The 26,839-nt window shown below is 41.7% G+C and carries 23 protein-coding genes and 1 riboswitch; of the genes, 14 read left to right on the forward strand and 9 right to left on the reverse strand.

The features are described 5' to 3' along the window. Positions 1 to 33: 33 nt before the first annotated feature. The 5 genes from metH to DFO72_RS05985 form a co-directional block, all read right to left on the reverse strand. Positions 34 to 3,480 carry a methionine synthase gene (gene metH / locus DFO72_RS05965; RefSeq protein WP_113880948.1) on the reverse strand — a complete coding sequence of 1,149 codons (3,447 nt, stop codon included), beginning with the start codon at positions 3,478 to 3,480 and terminating at the stop codon, positions 34 to 36. Then, entirely contained in the window at positions 3,473 to 5,323 is a 1,851-nt protein-coding gene (locus tag DFO72_RS05970) for a bifunctional homocysteine S-methyltransferase/methylenetetrahydrofolate reductase (protein WP_113880947.1), read from the reverse strand. Before DFO72_RS05970 ends, metH begins: the two co-directional genes overlap by 8 nt. Positions 5,324 to 5,327: 4 nt before the next feature. Further along, on the reverse strand, positions 5,328 to 6,512 hold the full coding sequence (metC, locus tag DFO72_RS05975) for a cystathionine beta-lyase (protein WP_113880946.1): 1,185 nt from the start codon (positions 6,510 to 6,512) through the stop codon (positions 5,328 to 5,330). Next, positions 6,509 to 7,621 carry a methionine biosynthesis PLP-dependent protein gene (locus DFO72_RS05980; RefSeq protein WP_113880945.1) on the reverse strand — a complete coding sequence of 371 codons (1,113 nt, stop codon included), beginning with the start codon at positions 7,619 to 7,621 and terminating at the stop codon, positions 6,509 to 6,511. The genes metC and DFO72_RS05980 overlap by 4 nt, the downstream gene beginning before the upstream one ends. Positions 7,622 to 7,696: 75 nt before the next feature. Next, positions 7,697 to 7,812: riboswitch (SAM riboswitch) on the reverse strand. A gap of 199 nt (positions 7,813 to 8,011) precedes the next feature. Next, positions 8,012 to 8,191 (reverse strand): H-type small acid-soluble spore protein, encoded by a 180-nt coding sequence (locus DFO72_RS05985; protein WP_113880944.1) that lies wholly within the window; start codon positions 8,189 to 8,191, stop codon positions 8,012 to 8,014. Positions 8,192 to 8,355: 164 nt separating this feature from the next. On the opposite strand from DFO72_RS05985, the gene DFO72_RS05990 reads away from it, so the two are divergent. The 4 genes from DFO72_RS05990 (at position 8,356) to DFO72_RS30360 (ending at position 13,429) form a co-directional block, all read left to right on the forward strand. Beyond that, positions 8,356 to 8,595 carry a hypothetical protein gene (locus DFO72_RS05990; protein WP_113880943.1) on the forward strand — a complete coding sequence of 80 codons (240 nt, stop codon included), beginning with the start codon at positions 8,356 to 8,358 and terminating at the stop codon, positions 8,593 to 8,595. A gap of 335 nt (positions 8,596 to 8,930) precedes the next feature. After that, positions 8,931 to 11,768 (forward strand): 2-oxoglutarate dehydrogenase E1 component, encoded by a 2,838-nt coding sequence (gene sucA, locus DFO72_RS05995; RefSeq protein WP_113880942.1) that lies wholly within the window; start codon positions 8,931 to 8,933, stop codon positions 11,766 to 11,768. 158 nt (positions 11,769 to 11,926) lie between these two features. Further along, positions 11,927 to 13,180 carry a 2-oxoglutarate dehydrogenase complex dihydrolipoyllysine-residue succinyltransferase gene (odhB, locus tag DFO72_RS06000; RefSeq protein ID WP_113880941.1) on the forward strand — a complete coding sequence of 418 codons (1,254 nt, stop codon included), beginning with the start codon at positions 11,927 to 11,929 and terminating at the stop codon, positions 13,178 to 13,180. A gap of 120 nt (positions 13,181 to 13,300) precedes the next feature. Continuing rightward, positions 13,301 to 13,429, forward strand: coding sequence for a hypothetical protein (locus DFO72_RS30360; RefSeq protein ID WP_258549793.1), 129 nt, complete (start codon positions 13,301 to 13,303; stop codon positions 13,427 to 13,429). Between the two features lie 68 nt (positions 13,430 to 13,497). On the opposite strand, the gene sda is transcribed toward DFO72_RS30360, so the two are convergent. Further along, positions 13,498 to 13,629 (reverse strand): sporulation histidine kinase inhibitor Sda, encoded by a 132-nt coding sequence (gene sda / locus DFO72_RS06005; RefSeq protein WP_113880940.1) that lies wholly within the window; start codon positions 13,627 to 13,629, stop codon positions 13,498 to 13,500. Positions 13,630 to 13,838: 209 nt separating this feature from the next. On the opposite strand from sda, the gene DFO72_RS06010 reads away from it, so the two are divergent. The 7 genes from DFO72_RS06010 to DFO72_RS06035 all read left to right on the forward strand — a co-directional run bounded on the left by DFO72_RS06010 (position 13,839) and on the right by DFO72_RS06035 (position 19,346). Continuing rightward, positions 13,839 to 14,633, forward strand: a complete 795-nt coding sequence (locus DFO72_RS06010; protein ID WP_113880939.1) for a VOC family protein — start codon at positions 13,839 to 13,841, stop codon at positions 14,631 to 14,633. A 13-nt stretch (positions 14,634 to 14,646) separates the two neighbouring features. Next, a complete protein-coding gene (locus DFO72_RS06015) occupies positions 14,647 to 15,045 on the forward strand; it encodes a secondary thiamine-phosphate synthase enzyme YjbQ (protein ID WP_113880938.1) in 399 nt (132 codons plus the stop codon). Positions 15,046 to 15,273: 228 nt separating this feature from the next. Continuing rightward, positions 15,274 to 16,926, forward strand: coding sequence for an AMP-binding protein (locus DFO72_RS06020; RefSeq protein ID WP_113880937.1), 1,653 nt, complete (start codon positions 15,274 to 15,276; stop codon positions 16,924 to 16,926). 427 nt (positions 16,927 to 17,353) lie between these two features. Then, positions 17,354 to 18,223, forward strand: a complete 870-nt coding sequence (locus tag DFO72_RS06025; protein WP_113880936.1) for a gamma-glutamylcyclotransferase — start codon at positions 17,354 to 17,356, stop codon at positions 18,221 to 18,223. 376 nt (positions 18,224 to 18,599) lie between these two features. Beyond that, positions 18,600 to 18,767, forward strand: a complete 168-nt coding sequence (locus DFO72_RS29320; protein ID WP_166672428.1) for a hypothetical protein — start codon at positions 18,600 to 18,602, stop codon at positions 18,765 to 18,767. Between the two features lie 85 nt (positions 18,768 to 18,852). Beyond that, complete coding sequence (locus tag DFO72_RS06030; protein ID WP_113880935.1) at positions 18,853 to 19,095, forward strand: hypothetical protein; 243 nt, start codon at positions 18,853 to 18,855, stop codon at positions 19,093 to 19,095. Positions 19,096 to 19,142: 47 nt separating this feature from the next. Beyond that, on the forward strand, positions 19,143 to 19,346 hold the full coding sequence (locus tag DFO72_RS06035; RefSeq protein WP_113880934.1) for a DUF6501 family protein: 204 nt from the start codon (positions 19,143 to 19,145) through the stop codon (positions 19,344 to 19,346). Between the two features lie 43 nt (positions 19,347 to 19,389). Here the strand turns inward: DFO72_RS06035 and DFO72_RS06040 are convergent, their stop codons facing one another. Further along, entirely contained in the window at positions 19,390 to 19,944 is a 555-nt protein-coding gene (locus DFO72_RS06040; protein WP_113880933.1) for a YhcN/YlaJ family sporulation lipoprotein, read from the reverse strand. A gap of 118 nt (positions 19,945 to 20,062) precedes the next feature. After that, the gene (gene yidC / locus DFO72_RS06045) at positions 20,063 to 20,851 is read right to left on the reverse strand and encodes a membrane protein insertase YidC (RefSeq protein ID WP_113880932.1); all 789 of its coding nucleotides are present in this window, start codon (positions 20,849 to 20,851) and stop codon (positions 20,063 to 20,065) included. Positions 20,852 to 21,394: 543 nt separating this feature from the next. Here yidC and DFO72_RS06050 point away from each other — a divergent pair. Then, positions 21,395 to 22,324 (forward strand): lysylphosphatidylglycerol synthase domain-containing protein, encoded by a 930-nt coding sequence (locus tag DFO72_RS06050; protein ID WP_243856075.1) that lies wholly within the window; start codon positions 21,395 to 21,397, stop codon positions 22,322 to 22,324. Between the two features lie 360 nt (positions 22,325 to 22,684). On the opposite strand, the gene DFO72_RS06055 is transcribed toward DFO72_RS06050, so the two are convergent. Then, the gene (locus DFO72_RS06055; RefSeq protein ID WP_113880930.1) at positions 22,685 to 23,767 is read right to left on the reverse strand and encodes a glycoside hydrolase domain-containing protein; all 1,083 of its coding nucleotides are present in this window, start codon (positions 23,765 to 23,767) and stop codon (positions 22,685 to 22,687) included. Between the two features lie 406 nt (positions 23,768 to 24,173). Between DFO72_RS06055 and DFO72_RS06060 the strand changes: the two genes are divergently transcribed. Together DFO72_RS06060 and nadE are read left to right on the forward strand one after the other, a co-directional pair. Next, positions 24,174 to 25,631 carry a nicotinate phosphoribosyltransferase gene (locus tag DFO72_RS06060; protein WP_113880929.1) on the forward strand — a complete coding sequence of 486 codons (1,458 nt, stop codon included), beginning with the start codon at positions 24,174 to 24,176 and terminating at the stop codon, positions 25,629 to 25,631. A 27-nt stretch (positions 25,632 to 25,658) separates the two neighbouring features. Then, entirely contained in the window at positions 25,659 to 26,480 is an 822-nt protein-coding gene (gene nadE / locus DFO72_RS06065) for an ammonia-dependent NAD(+) synthetase (RefSeq protein WP_113880928.1), read from the forward strand. The last annotated feature ends 359 nt before the right edge of the window (positions 26,481 to 26,839 follow it).

Below are 26,839 nucleotides of genomic sequence, written 5' to 3' on the forward strand. Positions count from 1 at the left end.
AAATACCCGGCAAATTATTTGCCGGGTATTATACTATCTTAATACATTAAAATATCTTGCTTCGGGATGGGCAAAGACCATTGCAGATACAGAGGCTTCCGGTTCCATCATGCATTCTTCTGTTAGCTTAATACCGATATCCTCAGGCTGTATAAGCCTAAATAGCTTTTTCTGGTCCTCCAGATCAGGGCACGCAGGATATCCATAAGAAAAGCGCTGTCCCTGGTACTTCGCCGCAAAACGGTCTTTCATAGTCATTTCAACTGGATCAGGGAATCCCCAGCGATCCCGTATCTGACGATGGATCAGCTCGGCAAGCCCTTCAGCTGTCTCCAAAGCCAGCGACTGCAGGGCATGACTTTCCAGGAATCTGCCTGCGGCTTTTAAACGGTCTGCTATACCGCGTATACCCTTCCCGGCTGTTACAGTAAAGAAGGCAGCATAATCCATTTGACCGCTTTCTTTTGATTTAAGGAAGTCTGCCAGACATAGGAATGGCTCCGTTTCCTGGCGCGGGAACTCAAACGTTTCAATGACCGTTTTTTCATCTTCATCATAGATATACACCTTATCGCCATCTGACTGGGCAGGGAAGAATTGATAAACTGCTTTTGGTTCAATCCAGTTTTTCTCTTTTGCTTCAGCAATCAGTTCATCCACCATTGTGTTAATCTTTATCGCTTTTTCATCTTTTTCTGCAAGCAGCTTTTGCAGGTTTCCTTTTAAGCCAAGGTGATGGCCAATCAGCATTTGCTTATTAATATACGGCTCGACATGTGAGAGGGAATATGTTTTCAGCAAATGCCGCTTTAAGTCTTTTGGAACAAAAACTGGCACTTTAGTGCTGACTGTTGGTTTAGGCTTTACTGCAACTGCAACCGATCCGCGGTCAAAAGGGACTGCATTCAGCACGGCTGCCTGTTTTTCTGCCTGCTGAATCCTCAGTTTCTCAGCTTCTTCGGGCTCCTGAAGCTGATTGGCTAGAGCTAGTCCATTCATGGCATCCTTGGCATATAGTACAAGTCCATCATATTCCTTTGAGATCTTAGTATCTGTAAACTTTCTTGACAGAGCAGCGCCGCCTACTAATATCGGAATATCGATTCCTGCCTGTTTCATGTCATGCGCCGTAATGACCATCTGCTGTGCGGATTTAACAAGCAGACCTGAAAGGCCGACCATATCCGGATCCTCACGCCTGATTTTTTCAATCAGTTCAGCAGGGGAGACCTTGATTCCCAGGTCTATCACTTCATATCCATTATTGCTTAAAATAATATCCACAAGGTTTTTCCCTATATCATGGACATCCCCCTTAACGGTTGCGAGGATGATTTTCCCCTTGGATGAAGATTGTGCAGCATCTTTTTCCATATAAGGTTCCAGGTATGCAACAGATGCTTTCATAACCTCCGCACTTTGAAGGACTTCTGCAACAATCAGCTGGTTATCATTGAACAATCTTCCTACTTCTTTCATTCCATTCATTAATGGTCCATTAATGATGTCAAGCGGAGCAGGGTAAGCTTGCAGGGCCAGATCAAGATCAGGCAGCAGCCCTTCTTTTGTTCCCTCCAGAATATAATAGGCGAGGCGTTCCTCAAGGGTCATATCCGGGAGAACACTTTTGCTTTCTTTCTTCTTATCCCGGTAAAAATCAGTGAAAATGGCAAGTGATTCATCAGTAGTTTCGAAAAGGAGCTTTTCAGCCATTAAAACCTCTTCCTTTGAAATGGAGGCAAATCTTTCAAGTTTTTCCGTATTCACTATCGCATAGTCGAGTCCTGCTTGAGTACAGTGATACAGGAATACTGAATTTAATATCTCCCTGCCGACAGGAGGGAGGCCAAATGAAACATTACTGATTCCTAATATGGTTTGAACCTCCGGGAAAGCCTCTTTAATAAGTCTTATCCCATCTACCGTTGCCTTTGCAGACCCGATGTATTGCTCATCCCCTGTGCCGACGGGGAAGACGAGGGGGTCAAAAATAAGATCCTCAGGTGGAATTTGATACTTATTTACAAGTAAATCATACGAACGCTTTGCAATTTCAAGTTTTCTTTCCGCCGTAACACCCATTCCGACTTCATCAATTGTACCTACTACCACAGCTGCACCATATCGATGGATCAGTGGAGCAATAGCTTCGAATCTTTCTTCGCCATCCTCCAGATTAATGGAATTTATGATGGCTTTACCCTGTGAATAAGTGAGGGCCTTCTCGATAACCGTTTCGTCAGTTGAATCAATGACCAGCGGAACCTTAATTTTTTTTACTAACTCCTTGATAAATTTTTCAACATCCTGCATTTCTTCACGGTCAGGATCTGCAAGGCAAATATCAATAACGTGGGCTCCGCCTTTTACCTGTGCCCGGCCTATTTCAGCAGCTTCCTCGAACTTTCCTTCAGCAATCAGCCTTTTAAACTTGCGAGAGCCAATTACATTTGTACGCTCGCCGACCATAATAGGCCTTAATGTCGGGTCATCATAAATCAGAGGTTCAATTCCAGAAACTTTATGGAGTGAATTCCCCTCATAATTCCTGGGTTTATATTCTTTAACCGACTCAGCAATCGCCTGGATATGTTCAGGGGTGGTTCCGCAGCAGCCGCCTACGATATTCAGCCAGCCTTCCTTGGCAAAGCCCTCAAGCTTGCTCGCCAGTGATTCCGGAGTTTCATGGTACTGTCCTTCTTCATCAGGCAATCCTGCATTGGGATAGCAGCTGACTGCAGTAGATGCCAATCCTGACAAAGAACGGATATGGTCCTGCATGAATTCGGGCCCTGTCGCACAGTTGAGTCCGACTGCCAGTGGTTTCATGTGTTCCAGCGAAATATAAAATGCTTCAATCGATTGGCCTGCCAGAGTCGTGCCCATCGGTTCAATCGTTCCCGAAACGATGAGCGGAAGTTTAATTCCCGTCTTTTTTGATGCATTTTCAATGCCGATAAAACCAGCCTTCACATTCAGCATGTCCTGGCTGGTTTCCAGGAGGAGAAGATCGGCTCCACCGTCAATTAACCCTCTGGCTTGTTCTTCATAAGCCTCTATCATTTCTTCAAATGTAGACCCGCCTGTTACACTCAGCGTCTTCGTCGTAGGTCCCATGGCACCAGCCACATACCTCGGCCATTCAGGAGTTGAAATGCGGTCTGCAGCTTCTCTGGCAATTTCAACAGCAATTTTATTTAGATCATAAGCTTTTTCTTCCAGGTCGTAATCTGCCAGAACAATGCTGGTTGCGCCAAAAGTATTGGTTTCAATAATATCTGCGCCGGCTTTTAAATATTCAAGGTGAATATGTTCTATCACCGAAGGAGCTGTTATATTTAAATTCTCGTTGCAGCCTTCATATTCTTCACCGCCAAAGTCATCCGCGGTAAGATTGGCCCTCTGCAGCATGGTGCCCATTGCTCCATCCATGATCAGGATTTTCTTTTTTAGCTGCTCCTGCAGTGATGGTTTATGCATGTTGTTTCCTCCTTGAAAGCCGCTCGGTTGTCTCACGGGCATAGTTTGATAGTTCAACAGTCATTTCATAGCGCATAAATGGAGTGATGAGGTAAATGCCATTAAACAGCTCTGCCGCGGCATCGATCAGCGACTTGGCAATGGCTATGCCTTCAGCTCCAGCCTGTGCAGGATCATCCTTTAATGAAGCCATACGGTTTCTAATGCTGTCCGAAATTTTGATTCCAGGAACTTCATTATGCAGAAACTCAGCATTCCGGCTTCCGGTAAGAGGCATTAGGCCTATATAAACAGGTGCTTTTAAATCTTTCACAGCCTCATGAACTTCCAGCAGCTTCTCTTCAGAAAAAACAGGCTGCGAGATGAAATAATCCGCACCATGTTCAATTTTCTTTTCAAGCCGTCCAACAGCTTTTTCCAATGAGCGGACATTGGGGTTAAAAGCGCCTGCAACTGAAAAGGCAGCTTTCTGGCCGAGATCTTTCCCTGAAAAAGATAACCCTTCATTTAACTGCTTGATCATACTGATCAATTCAAATGATGAGACATCATATACAGAAGATGCTCCTGGAAAATCACCGACACGTGCAGGATCACCTGTTACGGCTAGAATATCATTTAATCCAAGTGCGTGCAGACCCATTAAATGGGATTGCAGTCCAATTATATTCCTATCCCTGCAGGTCACATGAACAAGCGGGCGCAATCCAGTCTGCTGCTTGACGAGATAGCCAAGCGCAGAGTTGCAAACCCGGGGGGAAGCAAGGGAGTTATCTGCAAGTGTAATCGAATCTATTCCGGCTTCCTTCAATGCTTTTGCACCTTCAAAAAAGCGTGAAGTATCAAGCTTCCTTGGGGGATCCAATTCAACAATGACGGAAGGCCTTTCCCTGACAATATCATGAAGGGGAGGGAGCTCTCTTGATGATGACGGCTTTTCGGAAACAATGACTTTATTGATTGCCCTTGTCTCTTTTTCCTCGATTGGCGCAAGCCCTTTTAATTCGTCAGAAAACGCCTTAATATGGTCAGGTGTTGTTCCACAGCAGCCTCCAAGCAGGCGGACACCCTGATTTCGGAATTCAATCGCTGACTGCCGGAAATATTCTGCATCTCCTTCATAATGAAATTTGCCGTCCGTATAGGCTGGAATACTGGCGTTCGGATAAGCAGATAGATAGGCATGCTTTGGCAAAGGTACACTTTCCAGAGTTTTCAGCATATGATGCGGACCAAGCCTGCAGTTGAGTCCCACAACATCCGCACCAATTCCTTCAAGCCTTGTTAAAGCATCACCGATAGAGGTCTGGTTCTGAAGAACTCCTGCTTCCTGAAGAGACACCTGTGCGATAATCGGCAAATCAGTTTCCTTTCTGGCTATGGCAAGGACCGTCTCAAGTTCTTCCAGATCATAATAGGTTTCAAGCAAAATACCATCTACATTCTCAAGCAGCAGGCAATATAGCTGCTCTCTGAAGCTTCTTTTTATTTCTTCAAGTGTAATCATGTTGGGCTTGAATCCTCTAATCCCGCCGATTGTACCAGCAACATATGCGCGGCCCTTGGCAGCTTTTTTGGCAATCCTTGCTGCAGCACTGTTAATCTCCTTAACGGAGTCCTCCAGTCCATAACGCTGCAGCTTCAGATAATTCGCCGCATACGTATTTGTTTGGATTAATTCAGCCCCTGCGCCTATGTAAGCTTCATGGATGTGCTGGATCTGTTCAGATTGTGATAGATTTAATTCCTCAAAACAGCTGTCGGTACCATAGGAGTACAGAAGAGTTCCCATCGCGCCATCTGCTATGATGATTTCATTCTTTAATTTTTTTAGGAAACTCAAAAGATCACCCCCGCTGTAAAATCGAATGTTTTGTTTGTCCGGCAGCAGATAAAGCTGCCTTGAAATCTTCTATAATATCATCTGCGCTCTCCAGGCCAACAGATAGACGAAGAAGACTGTCCGTTATTCCGCGCTGATCCCGTTCGGATGCAGGCATGGCTGCATGTGACATTTTTGCAGGGTAGGAGAGGATGGATTCAACAGCTCCCAGACTTACGGCAAAAACAGGTATTTTGGCATTCTCAACAAATGTTCTCATCGATAGCTCATCTTCAAGCTCAAAAGATAGGACAGCACCTGCGTTCACAGCCTGCTTTTTCTGGATTTCATATCCGGGATGATCTGCAAAACCTGGATAATGCACCTTCTTAACAGATGGGTGATCATTAAGGAAGCCGGCAATTTTCTCAGCTGATTTGACAGACTGATCAAGCCTTACCTGCAGCGTTTTAATGCCTCTCAGCACAAGCCAGGCATCCTGAACACCCAGAACAGCTCCAAAGGAATTCTGGAGAAAAGCAAGCCTTGCACCCAATTCCGGATCTTTCACAACCGCCAGGCCAGCAACGACGTCGCTGTGTCCGGATAAAAATTTGGTTGCACTGTGCAGCACTATATCTGCACCTAACGAGAGCGGTTTTTGAAGGGCAGGGGTCAGGAATGTATTATCCACAAATGTCAGGGCTCCATGCTGTCTTGCAAGTGAACTGATGGCCTGTATATCAGTCACTTTCAGCAGCGGGTTGGAAGGAGTCTCTACATAGAAAACTTTAGTGCTGGGACGGATTGCTTCTTTTACTTCCTCAAGATTTGTCATATCAACAAATGTGTGCTCAATTCCAAAACGGGACAGGACTTCTGTTGTCATACGATAGGTTCCGCCATATACGTCTTCTGTAATGACAACATGATCTCCCTGTGATAAGAGGAGGAATGCTGTAGAAATCGCAGCCATTCCAGAAGAAAAGGCAAACCCTCTAATACCTTCTTCAAGCTCCGCTATGACTTCTTCAAGTGCTTCCCTTGTTGGATTCAGGCTGCGGCTGTAATCATATTTTCCGAACGCATCAATATCTTTTTGATGAAAAGTGGAGGCATGCTGGATCGGTACACTGACAGCTCCTGTTTCCGGGTCGAATTTTTGATTATTGTGAAGTAATTTGGTTTGGAATGTGTAATTCGAACTCATCGTACTGCCTCCTTAACAACCCTTGCAAAAGCATGTTCAAGATCCGCCTTCAAATCTTCTGCACTTTCTATTCCAACCGAGAAACGCAGAAGCCTATTACAGACACCGGTTTCAATGCGGATTTCTTCAGGAATGTCGGCATGTGTCTGGGTTGCTGGATAAGTTATGAAACTCTCGACTCCGCCAAGGCTTTCTGCAAAGGAGATAAGGGAGAGGCTCTGCAGAAATGGGTTCACCCAGGATTCATCCTTGATTCGGAAAGATATCATGCCTCCTTTGCCGGGATATAGGACATCCGTTACTGCATCGTGGCCCGATAAAAATTCTGCTAATACCTTCGCATTTTCTCCATGCCGTTCCATGCGGAGAGAGAGTGTCTTCATCCCTCTGATCAGCAGCCATGAATCAAAAGGGCTAAGGACAGCACCTGCGGCATTGTGGTTCATAGCCAGTGCATCACATAACTCTTTGCCTTTTGCAGCAATTAATCCGGCAAGGACATCATTATGTCCGCCAAGATACTTTGTTGCACTATGGATGACAATATCAGCTCCAAGCTTTAACGGCTGCTGAAGGAGAGGGGTATAAAACGTGTTATCAACGATAAGGAGGATATTATGCTTTTGGGCAATGTCTGCTATCAATTGAATGTCAGTCTGTTCCATCAGCGGATTAGTTGGTGTCTCCAGAAATATTGCCTTGGTCTTTTCCGTGATTAAAATTTCAACATCTTCGGGATTGCTGGTATTTACATATTTGCACTGAAGTCCCCACTTCTTGAAGCCCTGTTCAAGCAGACGATATGTACCGCCATATAAATCCTTGGATACAATCCATTCATCTCCGGATTTAAAAAGAGAAAGAATGGTAAGAATTGCGGCCATTCCAGAACTGCATGCATAGCCTTGGTCGCCTTCTTCCAGATCGGCGATCGCCTTTTCAAGCAGCTGGCGGGTGGGGTTGCCTGTTCTGCTATAGTCATATCCAGTTGACTGCCCAATACCTTCATGGCGATATGCCGTGGAAAAATATACAGGCGGATTGACAGCACCTGTTGCTGACTCGCTCCTGTTTCCGATTTGCGCTAATCTTGTGTCAATATTATACATGCTTGTAACCACTCCTTAGTAAAAATAAAAAAAGCCTTCTATAAGAAGAAGACTTTTTAATGTGATCAGCCATTCTTCTTATCTTTCAAGTTTTTAGAAACTTGCAGGAATTAGCACCTTTTCAATCAAAAAAATGATTGCTGGTTGCTGAGGCGTCATCGGGCCTTACCCTCGACCTCTCTGGATAAGAAATCAAATATTAAATTTTCTCTAAACTTTACTACAGTAAACCGTAAATCGTCAACACTTTTTTGAATATTTTATGTTATAAAAAATATCCGATAAGGTGTTTTCAGTCCTTTTAACCTAAGTGTCCGTTTTCAATGGGGAATGAGGAAGATTATGAACAAAAAAACTTCCCATCACATACTGGGAAGTTTTTAAGGGTATTCATTCTTCAATCAATTCGTTAACCGGCACATCCATTTCTTTTTCAGAATCTGCTTTTGTGTAAATACGTGCTGTCTTAGTCTGTTCATCTACATGCTGAATGATGATCTGGATGCCATTGAAAGTAACACTGTGCATTTCAGCAGACTCGGCAATCTCTTTTGCTCTGCCAATATTCATGGAAAAACCTCCTGATTTTGAATAATTTTAATGTGTCTTAAATATACACTAATTATTCTTTTGAAAAAAACCTGGCATAAAATGTTAGAAGTGGATCACTTCAAAGTTCAGAATATTTGTTTTATAATGAAGGCAAATGAAATTTTTCTTGGAGGGAAGCTAATATGCGTGAACATAGCCACTGCCGCCACCGGTTTTCGGAATCCGAAGGACCAGCAGTATTCCAGACCATGGATGGCATTGAAGTAAATGTTTCTGGTTCCATGTTCGAAAAATGTACAACTTGCGGCCATTTTGATTTTCCTGTGGAAACGAGAGAAGCAATTGAATCTTCCCTAAAAGAAAACAGAAAAAATTCGAATGCAGCGAAACAAATCTATATTAACTTAGTTGAGACTTTTTAAAGCCGAACAGCATTTCGGCTTTTTATTTTTGCCTCTTCTAAAAACCACCCAGTTATTTCTTATTTATAATTGTTTAACATTTAACAAAACATTTTATTAGAATAAGTAATTACTAAAAAAATTTTTTTAATAGTTTTCCACTATATTCATGTTTTTATCTTTGTACAACTAGATTTTCCGTGTTAGAATAACTGTGGAAACGTTTTATCCTCTGAAAAATATTATTATTCGTAAAAATAAAACGTTAATGCATCTTATAGACGGGTATTGTATTTTCAGGGGAGAAAAATGCATTTGAATTATTTACTTAAAAACAGTTATGGAGGTAATTTTCCATGAAAAAGCCATCGAATGGTGAGGGACCTTTTGAACAAGGATTTCATGGCCCCAACCTTGGCTACGTTATTGAACTATATGAAAGATACTTAGAGGATCCATCTTCTATCGATCCTGAAATGAAAGACTACTTTGAAAGAAATGGTTCCCCTCTAGCGAGTGAAGGAACTCCGCAAATGGCTTCATCAGCAAATCAGCCAATGAATGCCGGACAGCTTGAAAAAACACTTGCTGCAATTCGCCTTGCTGATAATATCCGCACATATGGCCACTTGGCTGCAGATATTTATCCGCTGGGTAACCATAAATCTGAAAGTGCATTATTCGAACTGAGCAAATATGGCTTATCTGAAAATGATTTAAAAGAGATTCCTGCCGGTGTGATTACTAAAGACGCCACGTATCCTTTACGCAACGGACTCGAAGCAATTGAATTCCTGAAAAGCGCTTATATGGGACCAATTGCGTTTGAATTCCAGCATATATTTGATGAAAACGAAAAAGACTGGCTTCGCCGTAAAATAGGGGCCAACAGCCACAAACTGTCAATGCAGAAGGCGGAAAAACTGAAAGTTTTAAGAAGACTGACTGAAGTTGAGGAATTTGAAAAGTTCCTTCATAAAACATTCGTTGGACAGAAAAGATTCTCAATTGAGGGTCTAGATACAATGGTTCCATTACTGGATGAAATTGTTTCTGAATCCGTTTCTGATGGTGCCAAAACGATTAACATCGGAATGGCCCACCGCGGAAGGTTAAATGTTCTCGCTCATGTGCTAGGAAAGCCGTATGAAATGATCTTCGCGGAATTCCAGCATGCTCCAAATAAAGAACTGGTTCCTTCCGAAGGCTCTATCGGAATCAATTACGGATGGACAGGCGACGTTAAATATCACCTAGGCCTTGATAAACAGATCAAAGATGAGAATACGACCATAGCCAGACTGACATTAGCTAACAATCCGAGCCATCTTGAATTTGTAGGTTCACTGGTTGAGGGCTACACAAGAGCTTCACAGGATAATAGAACAAAGGCCGGATATCCTGAAGTGGATCCAAAAGCTGCTTTAGCCATTATCATTCATGGAGACGCAGCATTCCCAGGACAGGGAATTGTAGCAGAAACACTGAACCTCGGACAGCTGACTGGCTATAATACAGGCGGATCGATCCATATCATCGCCAATAATACAATTGGCTTCACAACAGAATCACATGATTCACGTTCTACCAGATATGCAAGTGATCTTGCCAAAGGTTATGAAATGCCAATTCTGCATGTTAATGCAGATGAACCTGAAGCAGTAGTTGCAGCGGCAAGAATTGCGTGTGAATATCGTGCAAAATTCCAAAAGGATATCCTTATCGACTTAATCGGATACCGCAGATTTGGGCACAACGAGATGGACGAGCCTATGACGACTAATCCACTTATGTATAATATTATTCGCAAGCGTCCAACCGTGAAAGCGCTGTATGCTGATAAGCTTTTAAATGAAAAGATCATTTCAAAAGAGGAAGCAGAAGGCATTCACCATGATGTACTGGAAAAAATGAAGGCTGCCTATGAAAAAGTGCCAAAAGAAAAGAAAGAGGCGGAGTTAACCGATCCCCCTGAAACAGTTGAAAAGGGTCTGCCAAATATTAAAACAGCTGTGTCTGTCGATAAATTAAAGCAAATTAACGAAGAATTATTAAAATGGCCAGAGAATTTCAACGTGTTTGATAAACTCGGCAAAATCTTGCAGCGCAGATTGGAAGCGCTTGAAGGAGACGGCAAGATTGATTGGGGACTTGCCGAAACACTTGCTTTTGCAACCATTTTATCTGATGGTACCCCTGTCAGACTGACTGGCCAGGATTCTGAGAGAGGTACATTTGCACAAAGAAACGTTGTTCTGCACGATCATACAACTGGAAAAGCGTATTCACCTTTGCACAAGCTTTCAACAGCCAAAGCATCTTTCGATGTCCATAACAGCCCATTATCTGAGGCTGCTGTAGTAGGCTTTGAATATGGATATAATGTATTCGCTCCGGAAACGCTTGTTCTATGGGAAGCTCAGTATGGTGATTTTGCCAATGCGGCACAGGTAATGTTTGACCAGTTTATTGCTGCTGGCCGTGCGAAATGGGGCCAAAAATCAGGTCTTGTCATGCTTCTTCCACATGGCTATGAAGGACAGGGACCTGAACATTCAAGTGCCCGCCTGGAAAGATTCCTGACTCTTGCGGCAGAAAACAACTGGACAGTAGCCAATCTATCTTCTTCAGCACAGTACTTCCATATCTTAAGAAGACAGGCTGCCATCCTCGGAAAAGAGGAAGTTCGCCCGTTAGTGATCATGTCACCTAAGAGTCTGCTGCGCAATCCAAATGTCGCTTCAAATGGACGGGAATTGAGCGAAGGAGAATTCAAGTCTGTTATTGAACAGCCTGGTTTAGGCCAAAATCACAAAAAAGTGAAACGCATAATTCTTGGAACAGGTAAGATCACAATTGATTTATCCGAAAACCTGAAAAACTACCAGGATCAGGATTGGTTCCATATTTTACGAGTGGAAGAAATCTATCCGTTCCCAATGAATCAAATTAAAGAAATTTTAACCCGCTATCCTAATGTAGAAGAAATCGTCTGGATTCAGGAAGAACCAAAAAATATGGGTGCATGGAATTTCGTTGAACCTAGACTGAAAGAAATCGCAGGAAGCGATATCGATGTCAGCTACATTGGAAGAAGACGCCGTTCAAGCCCTGCTGAAGGTGACCCGACTGTTCATAAGAAAGAACAAGCACGGATAATAGATGAGACCCTATCGCAGTCTCACGGGCAGTAAGCCTCGCGCATTAAGACTCAGATAGATGAATTGAAACAGAATTAGCGGGAGTCAAACTCCCCGTAGAGGCCCGATTGGTGCAACTAACAATCAGCAGGAAAAATCCCCCGCTGATTGAAGTTTCACTTTAACACGCAAGCAAGAAGGAGGAAATTAAGGTGGCAGAAATCAAAGTTCCAGAATTGGCGGAATCCATTACAGAAGGTACGGTAGCACAGTGGCTAAAACAGCCTGGTGACACAGTAAATAAAGGTGATTATGTAGTAGAACTTGAAACAGATAAAGTAAATGTTGAAATCATTTCTGAACATAGCGGTGTTTTACAGGAAATTAAAGCACAGGAAGGCGACACGGTTAATGTAGGTGAAACCATTGCTATCGTTAATGAAAGCGGACAAGCTGCACCTGCTCCGGAAAAAACGGAAGAAAAACCTGAGGCTCCTAAAGCTGAACAGCCTAATACAGAGGCTCAGCCCGAACAGCCAGCGGCTGATGAAAAGACTGGCGGACAGCGTCCGATCGCTTCTCCGGCAGCACGCAAGCTGGCAAGAGAAAAAGGGATTGACCTAAGCCAGGTGCCGACAGCTGATCCACTGGGCAGAATCAGAACCCAGGATGTTGAATCCTTCAATCCAAATCAGGCAAAACAGCAAGCTCAGACACCAAAACCGGCAGCAGCTTCTAAACCTGCTGAACAGCCAGCCGGCGGAAAAGAAGTCGAACGAATCAAAATGTCACGCCGCCGCCAGACCATTGCAAACCGCCTTGTAGAAGTTCAGCAAACAGCTGCGATGCTGACAACATTCAATGAAGTGGACATGACAAATGTGATGAACCTTCGTAAGAACCGCAAAGATAAATTCTTTGAAGAAAATGATGTTAAGCTTGGCTTCATGTCATTTTTCACAAAAGCGGTAGTAGCAGCCCTTAAGAAAAACCCTTATTTAAATGCGGAAATTCAAGGTAATGAAATTGTTCTTAAAAAATTCTATGACATTGGTATTGCCGTGTCAGCTCCAGAAGGTCTTGTCGTTCCGGTTGTACGTGATGCAGACCGCAAAAACTTTGCTGAAATCGAAAAGGATATCATGGACCTTGCGGTTAAGGCCAGAGACAACAAACTTGCCTTATCAGATCTTCAGGGTGGAAGCTTCACTATCACAAATGGCGGTGTATTTGGCTCCATGATGTCTACGCCAATCCTGAACGGACCACAGGTTGGTATTCTTGGAATGCATTCTATCCAATTGCGTCCGGTTGCAATTGATGCTGAAAAAATGGAAAACCGCCCAATGATGTATATCGCACTTTCCTATGACCACCGAATTGTTGACGGTAAAGAAGCTGTCACATTCCTGAAACGCGTCAAGGAACTGATCGAGGATCCTGAAAGCCTGCTTTTTGAAGCATAATAAAATTAGAAACCAGAGCGGAATTCGCTCTGGTTTTATTTTTTTCTTTATTGAAAATTATTTGCATTAAGGAAACATTGTACTTGTTATTCATATTATATTAAAAAGCAGGTGATGAGCTTGAGAAGAAGACAAATGAAGATACTGCAATACAGTACGGTTTTAAAGAAACTCGGTGTTCTCAGTGAACAGGAATATGAAAATATTAAAAAGGCAAATAAACTTTCAGCATACTTGAGGAAATATTAAAAAAAGCGGGAGTATCTCCCGCTCTACATATCCACTAAGTATTTGGCAAATTAATATTAAGTTGAAACTTAATCTTTAAACGGCTTCAGTCCCCGTTTTTGAATTTCAGTTTTTAATATCCTAATCCATTCCTTTTCAGACCCTGACTTCAATGCATCACGATACGAGACGACCAGCTGTTCATTACTCATAATTTTCATTATGCATACCTCCTGGTTAAATGGATTGAATATTCTATTTTTAATTATTGTAAAGGTTTTTTAAGTTTTTGTGAACCCTTTATAAAGAAAAGATTTATTTCATTATGATGACATTTTTTGTGGGGGCTTTTCAGCAGCTGATAGTGGACTCGAATACAAACCGAAGGTAAGATTTATATAAATAGATTGCAAAAAGGAGGAAGCCGCTAATGAATCTGGCACTAGACCACCTCGTCCACTTTATTAAAGCTGAACCATCTGAAGCAGTGGAGAAATGGGAGAATGCAGGATATAAAGCAGTAATGGGAGGAAGCCACGAAAACTGGGGTACCTATAACAGCCTTTTATATATTGGACAGTCATACATTGAATTCTTATCAATTGAATCAAATCATATTGCCTCTGCTGCTCAAAACCCGCTCATTAAACAGCTGACAGAGGAACTCCCGTTAGGAGAAGGCATCGGGCAGTTCTGCTTCCGAACCAGTAATATTGAAGGTCTAAAGGCTGAATTAAAGAGGAAAGGCTTTGAAACCCTTCCAATTTTTGAAGGAAGCAGAAGGAGGCAGGATGGAAGCATGCTTTCGTGGAAAATGCTGTTCTTTAAAGAAAACCCCGATTATAAATATCCTTTCTTTATTGACTGGGGAGTGGAAGACGATAGAAGATTTGAAGAACTGCGGCATCTTGGCTTTATTGATGAAAACCTTGAAAATAAAAAAATGGAAGAAATCTTTATAGCCTCCATTGACTGTGAAAAATCTGCAGATTCATGGCAGGCGATTATGCCGATTTCCATGGCTGATGTTTACATAAGCAGTGACGGAAAGGAGAAGAGAGCATCCATTGGAATTGGCTCAGTAAAACTCACCTTTTGCCAGCCATTGCAGGATGAAGGAAGAGCTTTGGAAGTTCTGAAAAAAAGAGGAGAAAAGCCCTTTTCTGTTCAGTTTTCGCCTGGTCTTGAAAAAGAATTAATCCTATTTGAAGCTGTTTATTTTTAAAGGAGGGTGCCCATTGTTAAGGAAATTCACTGTAAACACTTCTGAACGAGACCAGTTTCTCGAAATAACTTCAGAAGTACAGGCATACATTAACCAGTGTGGAATCGCTGAAGGAGCAGCAATTGTCTATTGCCCGCATACAACTGCCGGCATCACCATAAATGAGAATGCAGATCCGGATGTTAAGACTGATATGATCCGACGATTCGATGAAGTATATCCGTGGGATCAGCAAGCAGACCTTCATATGGAAGGGAATACCGCAGCGCATATGAAAGCGGGCACTGTCGGTTCCTCACAGCATATCATCATAACAGAAGGACAGCTGCTGCTGGGCACCTGGCAGGGTATTTACTTCTGTGAATTTGATGGACCAAGGACGAGAACATTTTATGTGAAAGTTTTAGAATGAACAAAGGAAGCTGCTCTTATATTAAAGGGCAGTTTTTTTATTATGAAAGAGTACACATTTGATGAATCTATCCTTAAGATAATGAAGCCAGAAAATAAGCTATCAATATATGAAAATATTGAATATTCAGCAATATATGATAACATAAAATGTAAGCGTTTTATATCAGCATCTTAGAGAACTCTTTACACAATGATTAGATCATCACATACCGAGGAGGATTTCTGGATGACGGAATTATTGAATCTAACAGTAGGGAAGCTCCTGGAGGAGAAAGCCGGCCTTCACCCTAATCACGAAGCTGTAGTTTACGCAGATCGCGGGCTCCGAATGAGTTATAAGGAGTTTAATGAATATTGCAGGCTTGCTGCCAAAGGGTTTATGAAGCTGGGTCTTGAAAAAGGAGAGCATATTGCGGCATGGTCAACCAATACGCCCGAATGGCTTACATGCCAGTTCTCAACAGGCAAAATGGGTGCTGTCCTTGTAACCGTTAATACAAACTATCAAGCCGCTGAGCTTGAATATCTATTAAAGCAATCTGACAGTACAACTATTGTTCTGATGGAAAAGTTCAGAGAAACCTCATACATAGAAATGCTATACAGTATTGTCCCGGAACTTAAGGATTCTGAGCCAGGTCAGCTGAAAAGCAAAAGACTTCCTTTCTTAAAAAATGTTATCGTGATGGGAGAGAAACGTTTTCCAGGAACTTACAGCTGGGAAGATATAATCAAGATGGGCGAATCAGTCACTGATGCAGAACTCAATGATCGTATGGGGAGCCTGGACCCGGACGATGCCATCAATATGCAATATACATCAGGGACGACAGGCTTTCCAAAAGGGGTTATGCTCACACATAACAACATTGTTAACAATGGCTATAATATTGCAAATTGCATGCGTTTAACAAAAGATGACCGCTTATGTATTCCTGTTCCGTTTTTCCATTGTTTCGGGTGCGTGCTGGGAACGATGGCATGCATATCCGTCGGCGCAACCATTGTGCCGGTGCAGGAGTTCAGTCCTAAAGCTGTTCTGCAGACGGTCCAGGATGAGAAATGTACAGGCCTGCATGGGGTGCCGACAATGTTTATTGCAGAGCTGAATGATCCCGACTTCTCAAAGTATGATCTATCGACTCTCCGTACTGGCATAATGGCTGGATCCAATTGCCCTATTGAAGTCATGAAAGGCGTTATTGAAAGAATGGGTGCAAGTGAAATAACCATTGCTTACGGACAAACAGAATCCTCTCCAGTCATTACGCAGACACGGACGGATGATCCGGTTGAGCTGAGAGTGGAATCTGTGGGAAGAGCACTGCCTAATGTGGAAGTGAAAATTGTGGAACCAGGCACCAATAACGAAGTACCGTCTGGAAAACAAGGGGAATTGTGTACAAGGGGCTATCATGTCATGAAGGGATATTATAAAAATCCGGATGCTACGAAAGAAGCCATTGATGAAGAAGGCTGGCTCCATACAGGTGATCTCGCTGTAATGGATGAGAACGGGTACTGTAAAATCACTGGAAGACTGAAGGATATGATCATTCGCGGAGGAGAGAATATATATCCCCGCGAAATCGAAGAATTTCTTTATACTCATCCAGCGATCCTGGACGTTCAGGTGGTTGGAGTCCCAGATGCCGTCTATGGTGAGGAAGTGGTCGCCTGGATAATCCTTAAAGAAGACACTGAATTAACACCAGCCAACCTTCGGGAATACTGCAAAGGGAAAATCTCACGCCATAAAATCCCTCGCTATATTGAGTTTACTAAGGAGTATCCAATGACAGCTTCTGGAAAAATCCAGAAATTCAAATTGCGGGAACAGGCTAAAGAAGTCATTGAAAAAGCAAATACTTTAAAATAAAGTACATGTAACCTGTTGGGACTTTTCCAGCAGGTTTTTTATGGAACTCAGCCTTCCTTCATTCATTAGTCTTAATAAATCTCAATCTCCCAACCAATGTTTTACTGCGTGAAAGTATATAAAATGAGATTAAAGATAAATGGAAGGGAGAAATAGAAAATGTACGAGGACATTTATGTCATAGAAGTTTTAAATAAAGCTAAGCTTAAGGAACTAGCAGAAAAAAGCCAGATTAATCCGTATCAAGAAAATACAAAGGAAAAATTGTGCTGCAAGCTGCCTATAGTAAAAAAGTTCACAGTATGCCAATGCAGCTAGGATGGAGAATATTCTCCATCCTATTTTTTTGAAAAGAATCTTCAGAAAATGATAGTATAATAAACAAAAGTTAATAAACAAAAGAGAACAAAAAGGGGAGCAAGTGCTAATGACATTACAAAATCTGTTTGTTTATGGAACCTTAAGAAAACATGAGTCAAATCACTTTGTTTTAAAAGGCAGTCCCTGCATTGCAGAGCAGGCATGGGTATATGGGGAGTTATATGATACAGGACTCGGCTACCCCTCTATGAAACCATCACTTGACCAAAAAGTGTACGGAGAACTTTATGAAGTGCACTTAGATCATTTCACTGACCTGGATGAGCTTGAGGATTATATCCCGGGCAGAAAAGATAATTTATATGACCGGGTGGAACAGACTGTTCATACGGATACTGGAGAAGTAAAGGCACTGGTATATGTCTCCTGCCGGGATGATCTTTTAGCCGAACCCATTCTTCATGGAGATTGGAAGCTTTACCGTTTAATGAAGGATAAGCCGGAAAAGACCTTTTATTTTGCTTACGGTTCCTGCATGGATGATGAGCGGTTTTGTGTGGCAAAGGTAGATCATCATTTTAAAACCATTGTCGGTGGGGGAACGCTGGCCGGTTATTCGATGCAATACCTATTTTCCAGAGATGATGGAGGAAGGGCAGACATTATTGAAAATGGCGGCGTCACGGAAGGAGTTCTATATGAACTTCCTTATGAAGGAGTTGAATACCTGTTCCATAGAGAAGGGTTTTATGGTCAATGGTATCGTCCTGCCTTTGTGAATGTCAAGGTTGGAGAAAAGTTTTATGAAGACGTCCTGACTTTTCATGTTTATAATAAAAAAGGCGAGCTGCCCCCGCCTGACCATTACGCCCTTGAAATTCTCCGGGGAGCAAGAGGGAGAGTAAGTGACGATTATTACAGAAAGCTTGAACAGCAGCTGGAAAAACTGGGTGTTCAAATTAGATTGGATGCATAGCAGCATAAGACTTAAGGATGAGCAAAAGTTCATCCTTTTTTCTATATTGTATGGTCCTGATTCTTCTGTGATAAAGCAGTTAATATGGAATAGGAGGACCATACAATCCATGAAGCAAAATTATATGAAGCACATCTTGATTCAGCCAATTTTGAAAGAAGCATTAAGTTTTATGGAAACCTTGGCTTTAAAGCAGCGTACACAATAGAAGACAAGAAAGCAGCATTTTTCTTTCTGGGGGAAAATACATGCTGGGCATCTGGGAAACAAAAGTCACCCCGATTTAGAGAAGTCATTGCATTTTCCGTTTCGGCAGACAAGCTGCGGGGAATTATAACTTTTTTAATGGAAAAAGGAATCGGGGTGAGGAAAAGCTTTGGCCTATCTCCGAAAGAACAGCTTGTCCATACTTGGATGCCAGCTGCTTCGGTATATTTTTTATGATCCAGACGGCCATTCATTAGAGTATAAAGCTGTCTTAGAGGATGAAGCAAGACCTTACTTGGATCCAATGTACTTAAGTGAATGGGAAGGAATAAAATAATGCAAAATTTTTAATTGGTGGTTTGAAACAGGCTAAGCGGGTGGTATATTACCCTTGCCATCATCTTAGAAAGAAGGTCATCAAAATGAAAATTATAGCAGATAATGGCTTTTATGAAGTGGAATATGATAACGAACATTATGATCATTTAGAGTTTATACGAATAGACCAAATCTGTGAAATTACGTATGTAACAATGAAAAACACACTAACTGGAGAAGTCTATACATTTGAGGCGGATAAAATCAGGAGATTCCGCAAAATAATGAAGTTAATTCCAGCAGTAAAAGAGAATCTAGTTGCAGACAGCAGTTCGTATTCTTTATAATAAATACTAACCATATAAAGTTTGCAGACTGTGAAGGAGTGGCAATTTTGATTCATTTAAAATGGCATGAACGAGAAACATTGAAAAAAGTAAAATGCGTGCATACAGATGCAGCAAAATACATTGTTGACCGGGCATTAACGGCAGGGAATATCTATGATGTAAAAAATGAAACTGAAGAATTCTATTTTATCCTAGACAATACCGGAAAAGTAAGCGGATTTTATAAAGACTATTTCCAGGATGCTTAGTTCATTAAAGAAAACGGCTATTTGATAGCCGTTTTCTTTTTTCTTACCTCTGTGTTGGGAAAATTCTGCGGACAGTTTCTGTAAATTCATCAAAAAATCCTTCAATTGGCTGACCAGCTCGAATGTCCTCTGTATATCCTGTCATTCGATCATAAAAGTCCGGGTTAACAGAAACATATACATTATCAATATCCTGATCGACCGCTTTGACCTGATCTGAAATCTTCCCCTCGACATCCTTAGTCAATTCTCCATTTCCGTCACTCAAGCGTGCGGCAACATAGGCATTATTGTCTGTTACGATTACATTCGCAGACTCAACCTCTGGAATAGAGGTAATTTTATCTACAGCTTTATCAGCAACCTCCATTCGCGGGGATTCATTGCGATTCTCATTGTTCGTTCCCGTGCGGGTAAGATCAATCCCCGGTTCAGTGGTGCGCCCATTTTCGCCATAGTTGCTGTCGTTCACTTTTGTAGGCTCTGTCAAGTCTCTGTTTCTTTGAGCTGTCTCATTCATATCAGCGTTATTCATAGCACATCCTGCAAGCAACGCAGCTGAAAGAGCCCCTGCCATAAATAATTTACCTTTGATCATTCACTTTCCTCCTTCCGTTTTTCCCCCTTATCTTTCCAAGAATAGGCGCTGTTATTCCAATTTCTTTTATCTGTAAACAAAAAAAAGGAGCATGGCATTTAGCCTGCTCCCCATGTGATTATGACTCTGACATGAACTGCACGGTATCAGATTTATCTTTTGTATATAACCTTCTGCTAAGCCATGATTGAAAAACTAAAAATATTCCGCCCGCAGTCCAATATAGCGGCAAAGCGGCAGGGGCATTTAAAGAAACCAGCATAATCATTACAGGAGACAATAAACCAATCAATTTCATTTGCTTTGGCGTTTGCGCAGTCATATTAGTTAAAGTGAACCGGTACTGAAGATAGTACACAATTCCTGCAATTATAGTGATCCAAATATCAGAATGACCAAGATTGAACCAGAGAAACGAATGTGCAGCAATTTCCTGATTCCCTCTTATGGCATAATAGAACCCCATCAGAATGGGCATTTGAATAAAGATTGGCAGACATCCCGCAGCATTCAAAGGATTTACTCCATGAGATTGATACAAACCGAACATTTCCTGCTGCAGCTTTTGCTGCTCCTGCGGTTTTTTCGCTGTTTTCAGCTTTTGCTGGATTTTATCAAGTTCAGGTTTTAACTTATCCATTTTTTCCTTCATTAAGCTTTGATTTTTATATTGTTTCAGCATTAATGGCATCAGTATCAGCCTTATCATTAAGGTAATGAAGATAATGGCCAAGCCGAAATTGCCATGAAAGAAAACGGCGGTTCCGTGAATTGCCCATGCAAACGGATCGACAAAATAATGGTGGAAAAAGCCTGTTCCTTGACCTCCTTGAGCCTGACAGGCGGTTAAGAATATTGGCATTACAGTAATTATGATAATGGTTAATAACAGTTTAATTTTTCTCATATAGGTCAAACCTCCCGCTTTATTTTTTCTTCAAATAGGGGAGAGACCTTCAGGCTCATCACTTTGTTCGCCTTTTTTTAGTATAAGTTTGGCAATCCAGGACTGAATCGAATCGCAAATAAAGCCCCGATCCATGCGGAACCCTGAAAGGCTTTCATATTCTCTTTGTTCTTTCTCAATATATCTGGTACTGTATAAAGTCGTCTCTATTTTCCAAATGATTAACAGCTTTGCAGCTAAACCAATGATATATGTTAAATAAAGAGTATATTCTGATGAAATAAAAGACGATTCAGTTATTAATTCAAAGATATTATTTCACCTCTATTCACAGATTTAAGTATAATTGAATGCCGCATTGAAAACAATTGCAGATGTAAACCAATTGCAAAAAAGTTATCGTTTGTTCATTCTATTGTACCTATGCAGGAATATAATAGGAGAAAGTATATATAATATCGACTTTAGTATGATACACTCTATCAGGGAGATTAATTAATCATTATCTCTAGTTCAATACATGAATGGTGGGGTATTTTGTCTTTGTTAAAACAAAAACCAATTATAACGCTTGCCAAACTCCTAGTACCCTTATTCATTTTGCTGTTTGTCATGGTGGAGGCAAAAGGGATATTCAATGATTTTAATTGGGCTCTCCTTGAGCTTTATGTTGACCGGCTAACCTTCCGAAGGCTATTTTTTATCCTTTTATTGGGACTGGCTGCACTTTTTCCAATGTATTTTTATGATGAAATACTCCAAAGGCTTTTCAGAATTAGAGTGCCTAAAAAAAAGCTGTTATTTTATTCTTTATCTGCCAACGCATTCTCTAACTTCATCGGATTTGGGGGCGTGGCCGGAGCTACACTCAGGTCCTATTTTTATAAGGATTACCTGACTGGCAATACTCCGTATATCAAAGTAATTGCCAAGCTGTCGCTATTTTACCTAACAGGCTTGTCCATATTGTCATGGATCGTCCTTTTTACAGATTTACATTTATACGATGATGTTAAACTTATAAAGATTGCAGTCTGGGCCGTTGCGGCTTATACACCTCTGCTGCTGGGCCTTTACTTTTTTAAGTCGTCTTTTTGGAATACGAAACACATCAAAAAAGGATTTGCAGGGGAATTGCTGGCTGTTTCTTTATCGGAGTGGCTATTTATTATTATATGTATCTGGGGAATAGCCCGGGCCCTTGATGTATCGATTTCATTTTTTGTTCTATTTCCCATTGTCATCATTTCAGCTTGCGCTGGCATTGCGAGTATGATCCCTGGAGGCATTGGATCCTTTGATTTTGTATTTTTAATCGGACTGGAATCACAAGGTGTTCCCACCGAATTGGGGCTCTTGATTCTAATGTTCTACCGTCTCAGCTATTATGTAGTTCCTGTGTTTATCGGCACGCCGTTTGTCATGAACCAGTTATGGAATAACAGAATACCGAAAAACAGCTTCAAAATATAAAAGAGCCTTTGCGGGCTCTTTATTCTTGCTGTCTAGCTCCAGCGCCTATCCCCTCGGGGTCATAAGCCGTTTCCTTACAGAAGGAAAAAAGACTTCTATACAGTAACCGTCTTATGCCTGTCGTTCCTTGGCAGTCGCCTCCACATTTCGAGCAATCCTCCCAAAAAGGCAAAGGAAGCCTTTCGGATAGGCTCGTCTCGTGCTTGAGACCCCCAGGACAAGGGAGGCTCCGTCAGCATAATCTTCGCATGACCAAAAGCAGCAGTTTTTAGGAGGATGGGGGACATGCTGATGTTGCCGCAGAACCTGGCGTTCTTAATCTCCGATCATTCGCGGGCATGGCGCTTCCGCGTTTCTTACTCACCAAAGGACATCAAGTATATCTTTATTGAATAAATTTGTATCAATATTGCATGCCTTCGCGTCAATTCCATACTGCCAGCCTGCAATCAATGAATTTGCAGGAGCTTCAGGTTTATATCCAGGCGCCTGTTCCTGCTCAGTAATTCCTGCATTTGGCGCAGCTGTCCATATGAATGTGTTTTCAAGAAGGGAAGAATCTTTGGCTGCTGCTTGACTGAAAGATTTAGTCAGGGCCTGTTCCTTATCAAAAATTCCATATATGCCAGGATGATAGGGTGACTCTTCCATTGCTTGATACCAGCCTTCAATAAAGGAAGAATCAACAGGATAATTTGGCTCAATATCCGCAAAAATCGCTACACCCTCCGGTATTCCCAGATCCTGTGCCAATTGGATAGCCGCTTTCGCCTCACTCTGTCCATTTTCTATGCCTGTTGCCTCATTAAATCGATTCCAAATCACGAGTAATTTAATATCATTGCTTTGCAGAAATTCAGCCTCTTGAGGTGTAATACCTGCTGATACACCTTCTTTATCACCTAAATAGCGTCCCCACACTTTAGGCGACCCGAAGTTTTCCTGTACGCAAGAAAGCAAGTCGCTTGTGGTGAGACTTGCAGAGTCTACACCCCAAACGACTTCATCATCCTCTGATTTTCCACCCTGGTCATTTTTCGCACCTTTGTCTCCGCTGCTGTCTTCGATGCCGCTGTTTTCATTTTCATTTCCATTTCCTGTTTGACCGGAGTCCTGATTTTTATCAGCCTTATTTTTGATTGTATTTGATACATTAACATCCACATTTACCTCAATATCATTCGTAACATTATTGTCAATTCGGCTATCTTCATCATTATTCAAATTGTTGTCGATTGAGTTATTAACTTTAGCTTTATTTCCTTTTATATTATTTTTTACTTGATTAGTGATATCACTGTCATTGCTTTTGCTTTGGCCATCTGGAATGGTCTGGGTTTTTGGAGCGTCATCCTTTGAATCCATCAGGGAGAATGCAAAGAGCGAAATCACTACAGCAAAAAATGCGGTCACAACGAAAGGCAAAAGGCCCCGTCTTTCCATATCTCACAACCCTCCTTGTCAATTCATGACATCCTATGCGGAGGGCAGAAAGTTGGTGATTGCCGTAATAGGGAAGTGCATCCCGAGGGAATATTCAGGCTTCTTATCGCAATATAATATCGCAGCATGTGATATTCGGGAAATAATTTTAAAGTGTTATAACAGCATAATACCGCTGTTCAACATAACGAACAATCACAAAGGAATGTGTAAAAAAATCCTTAACGGGTAAATACCCGTATGGCTGTAGGTTGAAAAATTTGATAAAGGCGAAAAACTTCACTACTATTAAAAATAATAGCCAAATATTTCATCTATTTAAGATGATAAAAACTGGAATGGGGGATAATAGCAGATAACAGATTTTTAAAAGGAATTGTAATATTTGTCAAAGGAGGTTGCGATAATGCAGAGGGAATTTACGGATGATAGTATAGCTTTACATACTGATTTGTACCAAATAAATATGGCTCAGACTTACTGGGAAGACAACATACATAATAAAAAGGCGGTCTTTGAAGTGTTCTTCAGGAAGCTGCCTTTTGGCAACGGCTATGGAATTTTTGCCGGCCTGGAAAGAGTTATTGAATATATTGAAAACTTCAGATTTACAGACAGTGATCTGCAGTACTTAAAAAACGAATTGAATTATAAAGAAGGTTTCCTCGAATACTTGAAAAACATGAGGTTTTCAGGGACCATCAAATCAATGGAAGAAGGTGAGCTTGTATTCGGCAATGAGCCAATTTTGCGTGTAGAAGCTCCGCTGGCCGAAGCCCAGATTATTGAAACAGCTATTTTGAATATCATTAACTACCAGACATTGATTGCTACAAAAGCAACTCGAATCAGAGAAGTAATTGGCGATGGAACAGCCATGGAATTTGGTTCAAGAAGAGCCCATGAAATGGACGCAGCTATCTGGGGTACAAGAGCTGCCTATATCGGCGGCTTTGATGCCACTTCCAACGTTAGAGCAGGCAAGAAGTTTGGCATTCCGGTTGCAGGGACACATGCCCATTCATTTGTACAGGCTTACCGGGACGAGTATAAAGCTTTTAAGAAATATGCTCAGACCCATAAGGACTGTGTTTTTCTCGTCGATACGTATGACACTCTTAAATCCGGAGTACCGAATGCAATTAAAGTGGCGAAGGAAATGCGGGGTCAAATTAACTTTAAAGGGATAAGGCTTGATAGCGGGGACTTGGCTTACCTTTCTAAAAAGGCAAGAAAAATGCTGGATGATGCAGGTTTTCCTGAAGCAAAGATTATTGCTTCCAATGATCTGGATGAATACACCATCATAAACCTGAAAGCTCAAGGAGCCAAAATCGATATTTGGGGCATTGGCACAAAACTCATTACGGCGTACGAACAGGCTGCATTAGGGGCTGTTTATAAACTCGTTTCAATAGAAGATGAAAATGGAAAAATGGCTGACACTATAAAAATAAGCGGCAACCCGGAAAAAGTGACAACTCCCGGATTAAAGAGGGTATATCGGATTATTAACAGAGATAACCATAAATCAGAAGGGGACTATATTGCTCTGGATCATGAAAATCCTCAAGCTGAACCAAAGCTTAAGATGTTCCACCCTGTTCACACGTTTATAAGCAAGTTCGTTACAAATTTCGAAGCCAGAGAACTTCATAAAGTGATATTTCAGGAAGGCAAGCTTACCTATAAAGTTCCATCTTTAAAAGAGATGCAAAGCTTTGCAAAGGATAATCTCAATGTATTATGGGATGAGTACCGCCGTTCTCTAAATCCAGAGGAATACCCAGTCGACCTTAGCCAGAAGTGCTGGGATAATAAGATGAAAATGATCAGCCAGGTGAAAGAAAATATAAAAGGCTGATGCTTTAATACGAGGGAGGAACCTGCAATGAATCTGCAAAAAGAAATTATGGAAAGTTTAAATGTAAATCCGAATATCAATCCGAAGGAAGAAATAAAGAAGAGAATTGAGTTTCTAAAGGATTATCTTGTTAAAACAAATTCAAAAGGCTATGTACTGGGCATAAGCGGCGGCCAGGATTCCACTCTTGCAGGAAGACTTGCGCAGCTTGCGGTTGAAGAGCTTCGAAAAGAGGGGAAGGATGCAACATTTATAGCAGTCCGCCTTCCGTACGGCGTTCAGCAGGATGAGAAGGATGCACAGCTTGCCCTATCCTTTATTCAGGCCGACAAAGAAGTGGTCTTTAATATTAAAAATGCAGTCGATGAAGTGAAAACCGAGTATGATCGTATAATTCCGGAGGAACCTCTGAAGGATTATCATAAAGGCAATGTTAAAGCCCGCTTAAGAATGATTGCCCAATATGCGATTGGAGGCCAATACGGCTTGCTGGTCATCGGCACGGATCATGCTGCAGAAGCAGTGACTGGATTCTTCACAAAATATGGCGATGGCGGTGCAGATGTCCTGCCGCTGTCCGGACTGACAAAAAGACAGGGAAAAGCACTTCTTAAAGAGCTTGGGGCAGAAGAAAGACTATACTTAAAAGTGCCTACAGCAGATCTTCTTGACCAGAAACCCGGACAGGCTGATGAAACTGAATTAGGTATCTCATACGATGAATTGGATGACTACCTTGAAGGGAAATCAGTCAATCCGGATGCTGCAGAGAAAATCGAAAAACGCTACCTGGTTTCTGAACACAAGCGCCAGCTGCCTGCATCAATGCACGATAACTGGTGGAAATAAGCCTGCTTGAAAAGGAAAATCCATTAAGGGATTTTCCTTTTATTTTTGGTTCAGCCTCATAAGCATTTCCTCGTAAGACCGTTCTGGTTCATCCACATTCAGCAGATGCGGCTGGCCTTTCTTTTTAAGCCATACATTTATTCATAAACCAGGGGATCTTTTAGCAGAATTTCGAACATCGGCTTTTTTATGAATTAAATCAGGCACCCTGGCATCAAATAAATTTCTTTTAATATTTTTCAATGGAAGGTACATCCTTTTTGAGAATTCGGACTGCAGCAGCAAGTGAGATTCCGTAACACAAAAGGTGTTAAGCGGGTGGCGTTTTTCTCGGCCAGAAAGTACAAAGCACCAGAAAC

The sequence above is a fragment of the Cytobacillus oceanisediminis genome, from assembly GCF_004366035.1.
Lineage (GTDB): Bacteria > Bacillota > Bacilli > Bacillales > Cytobacillaceae > Cytobacillus > Cytobacillus oceanisediminis_C.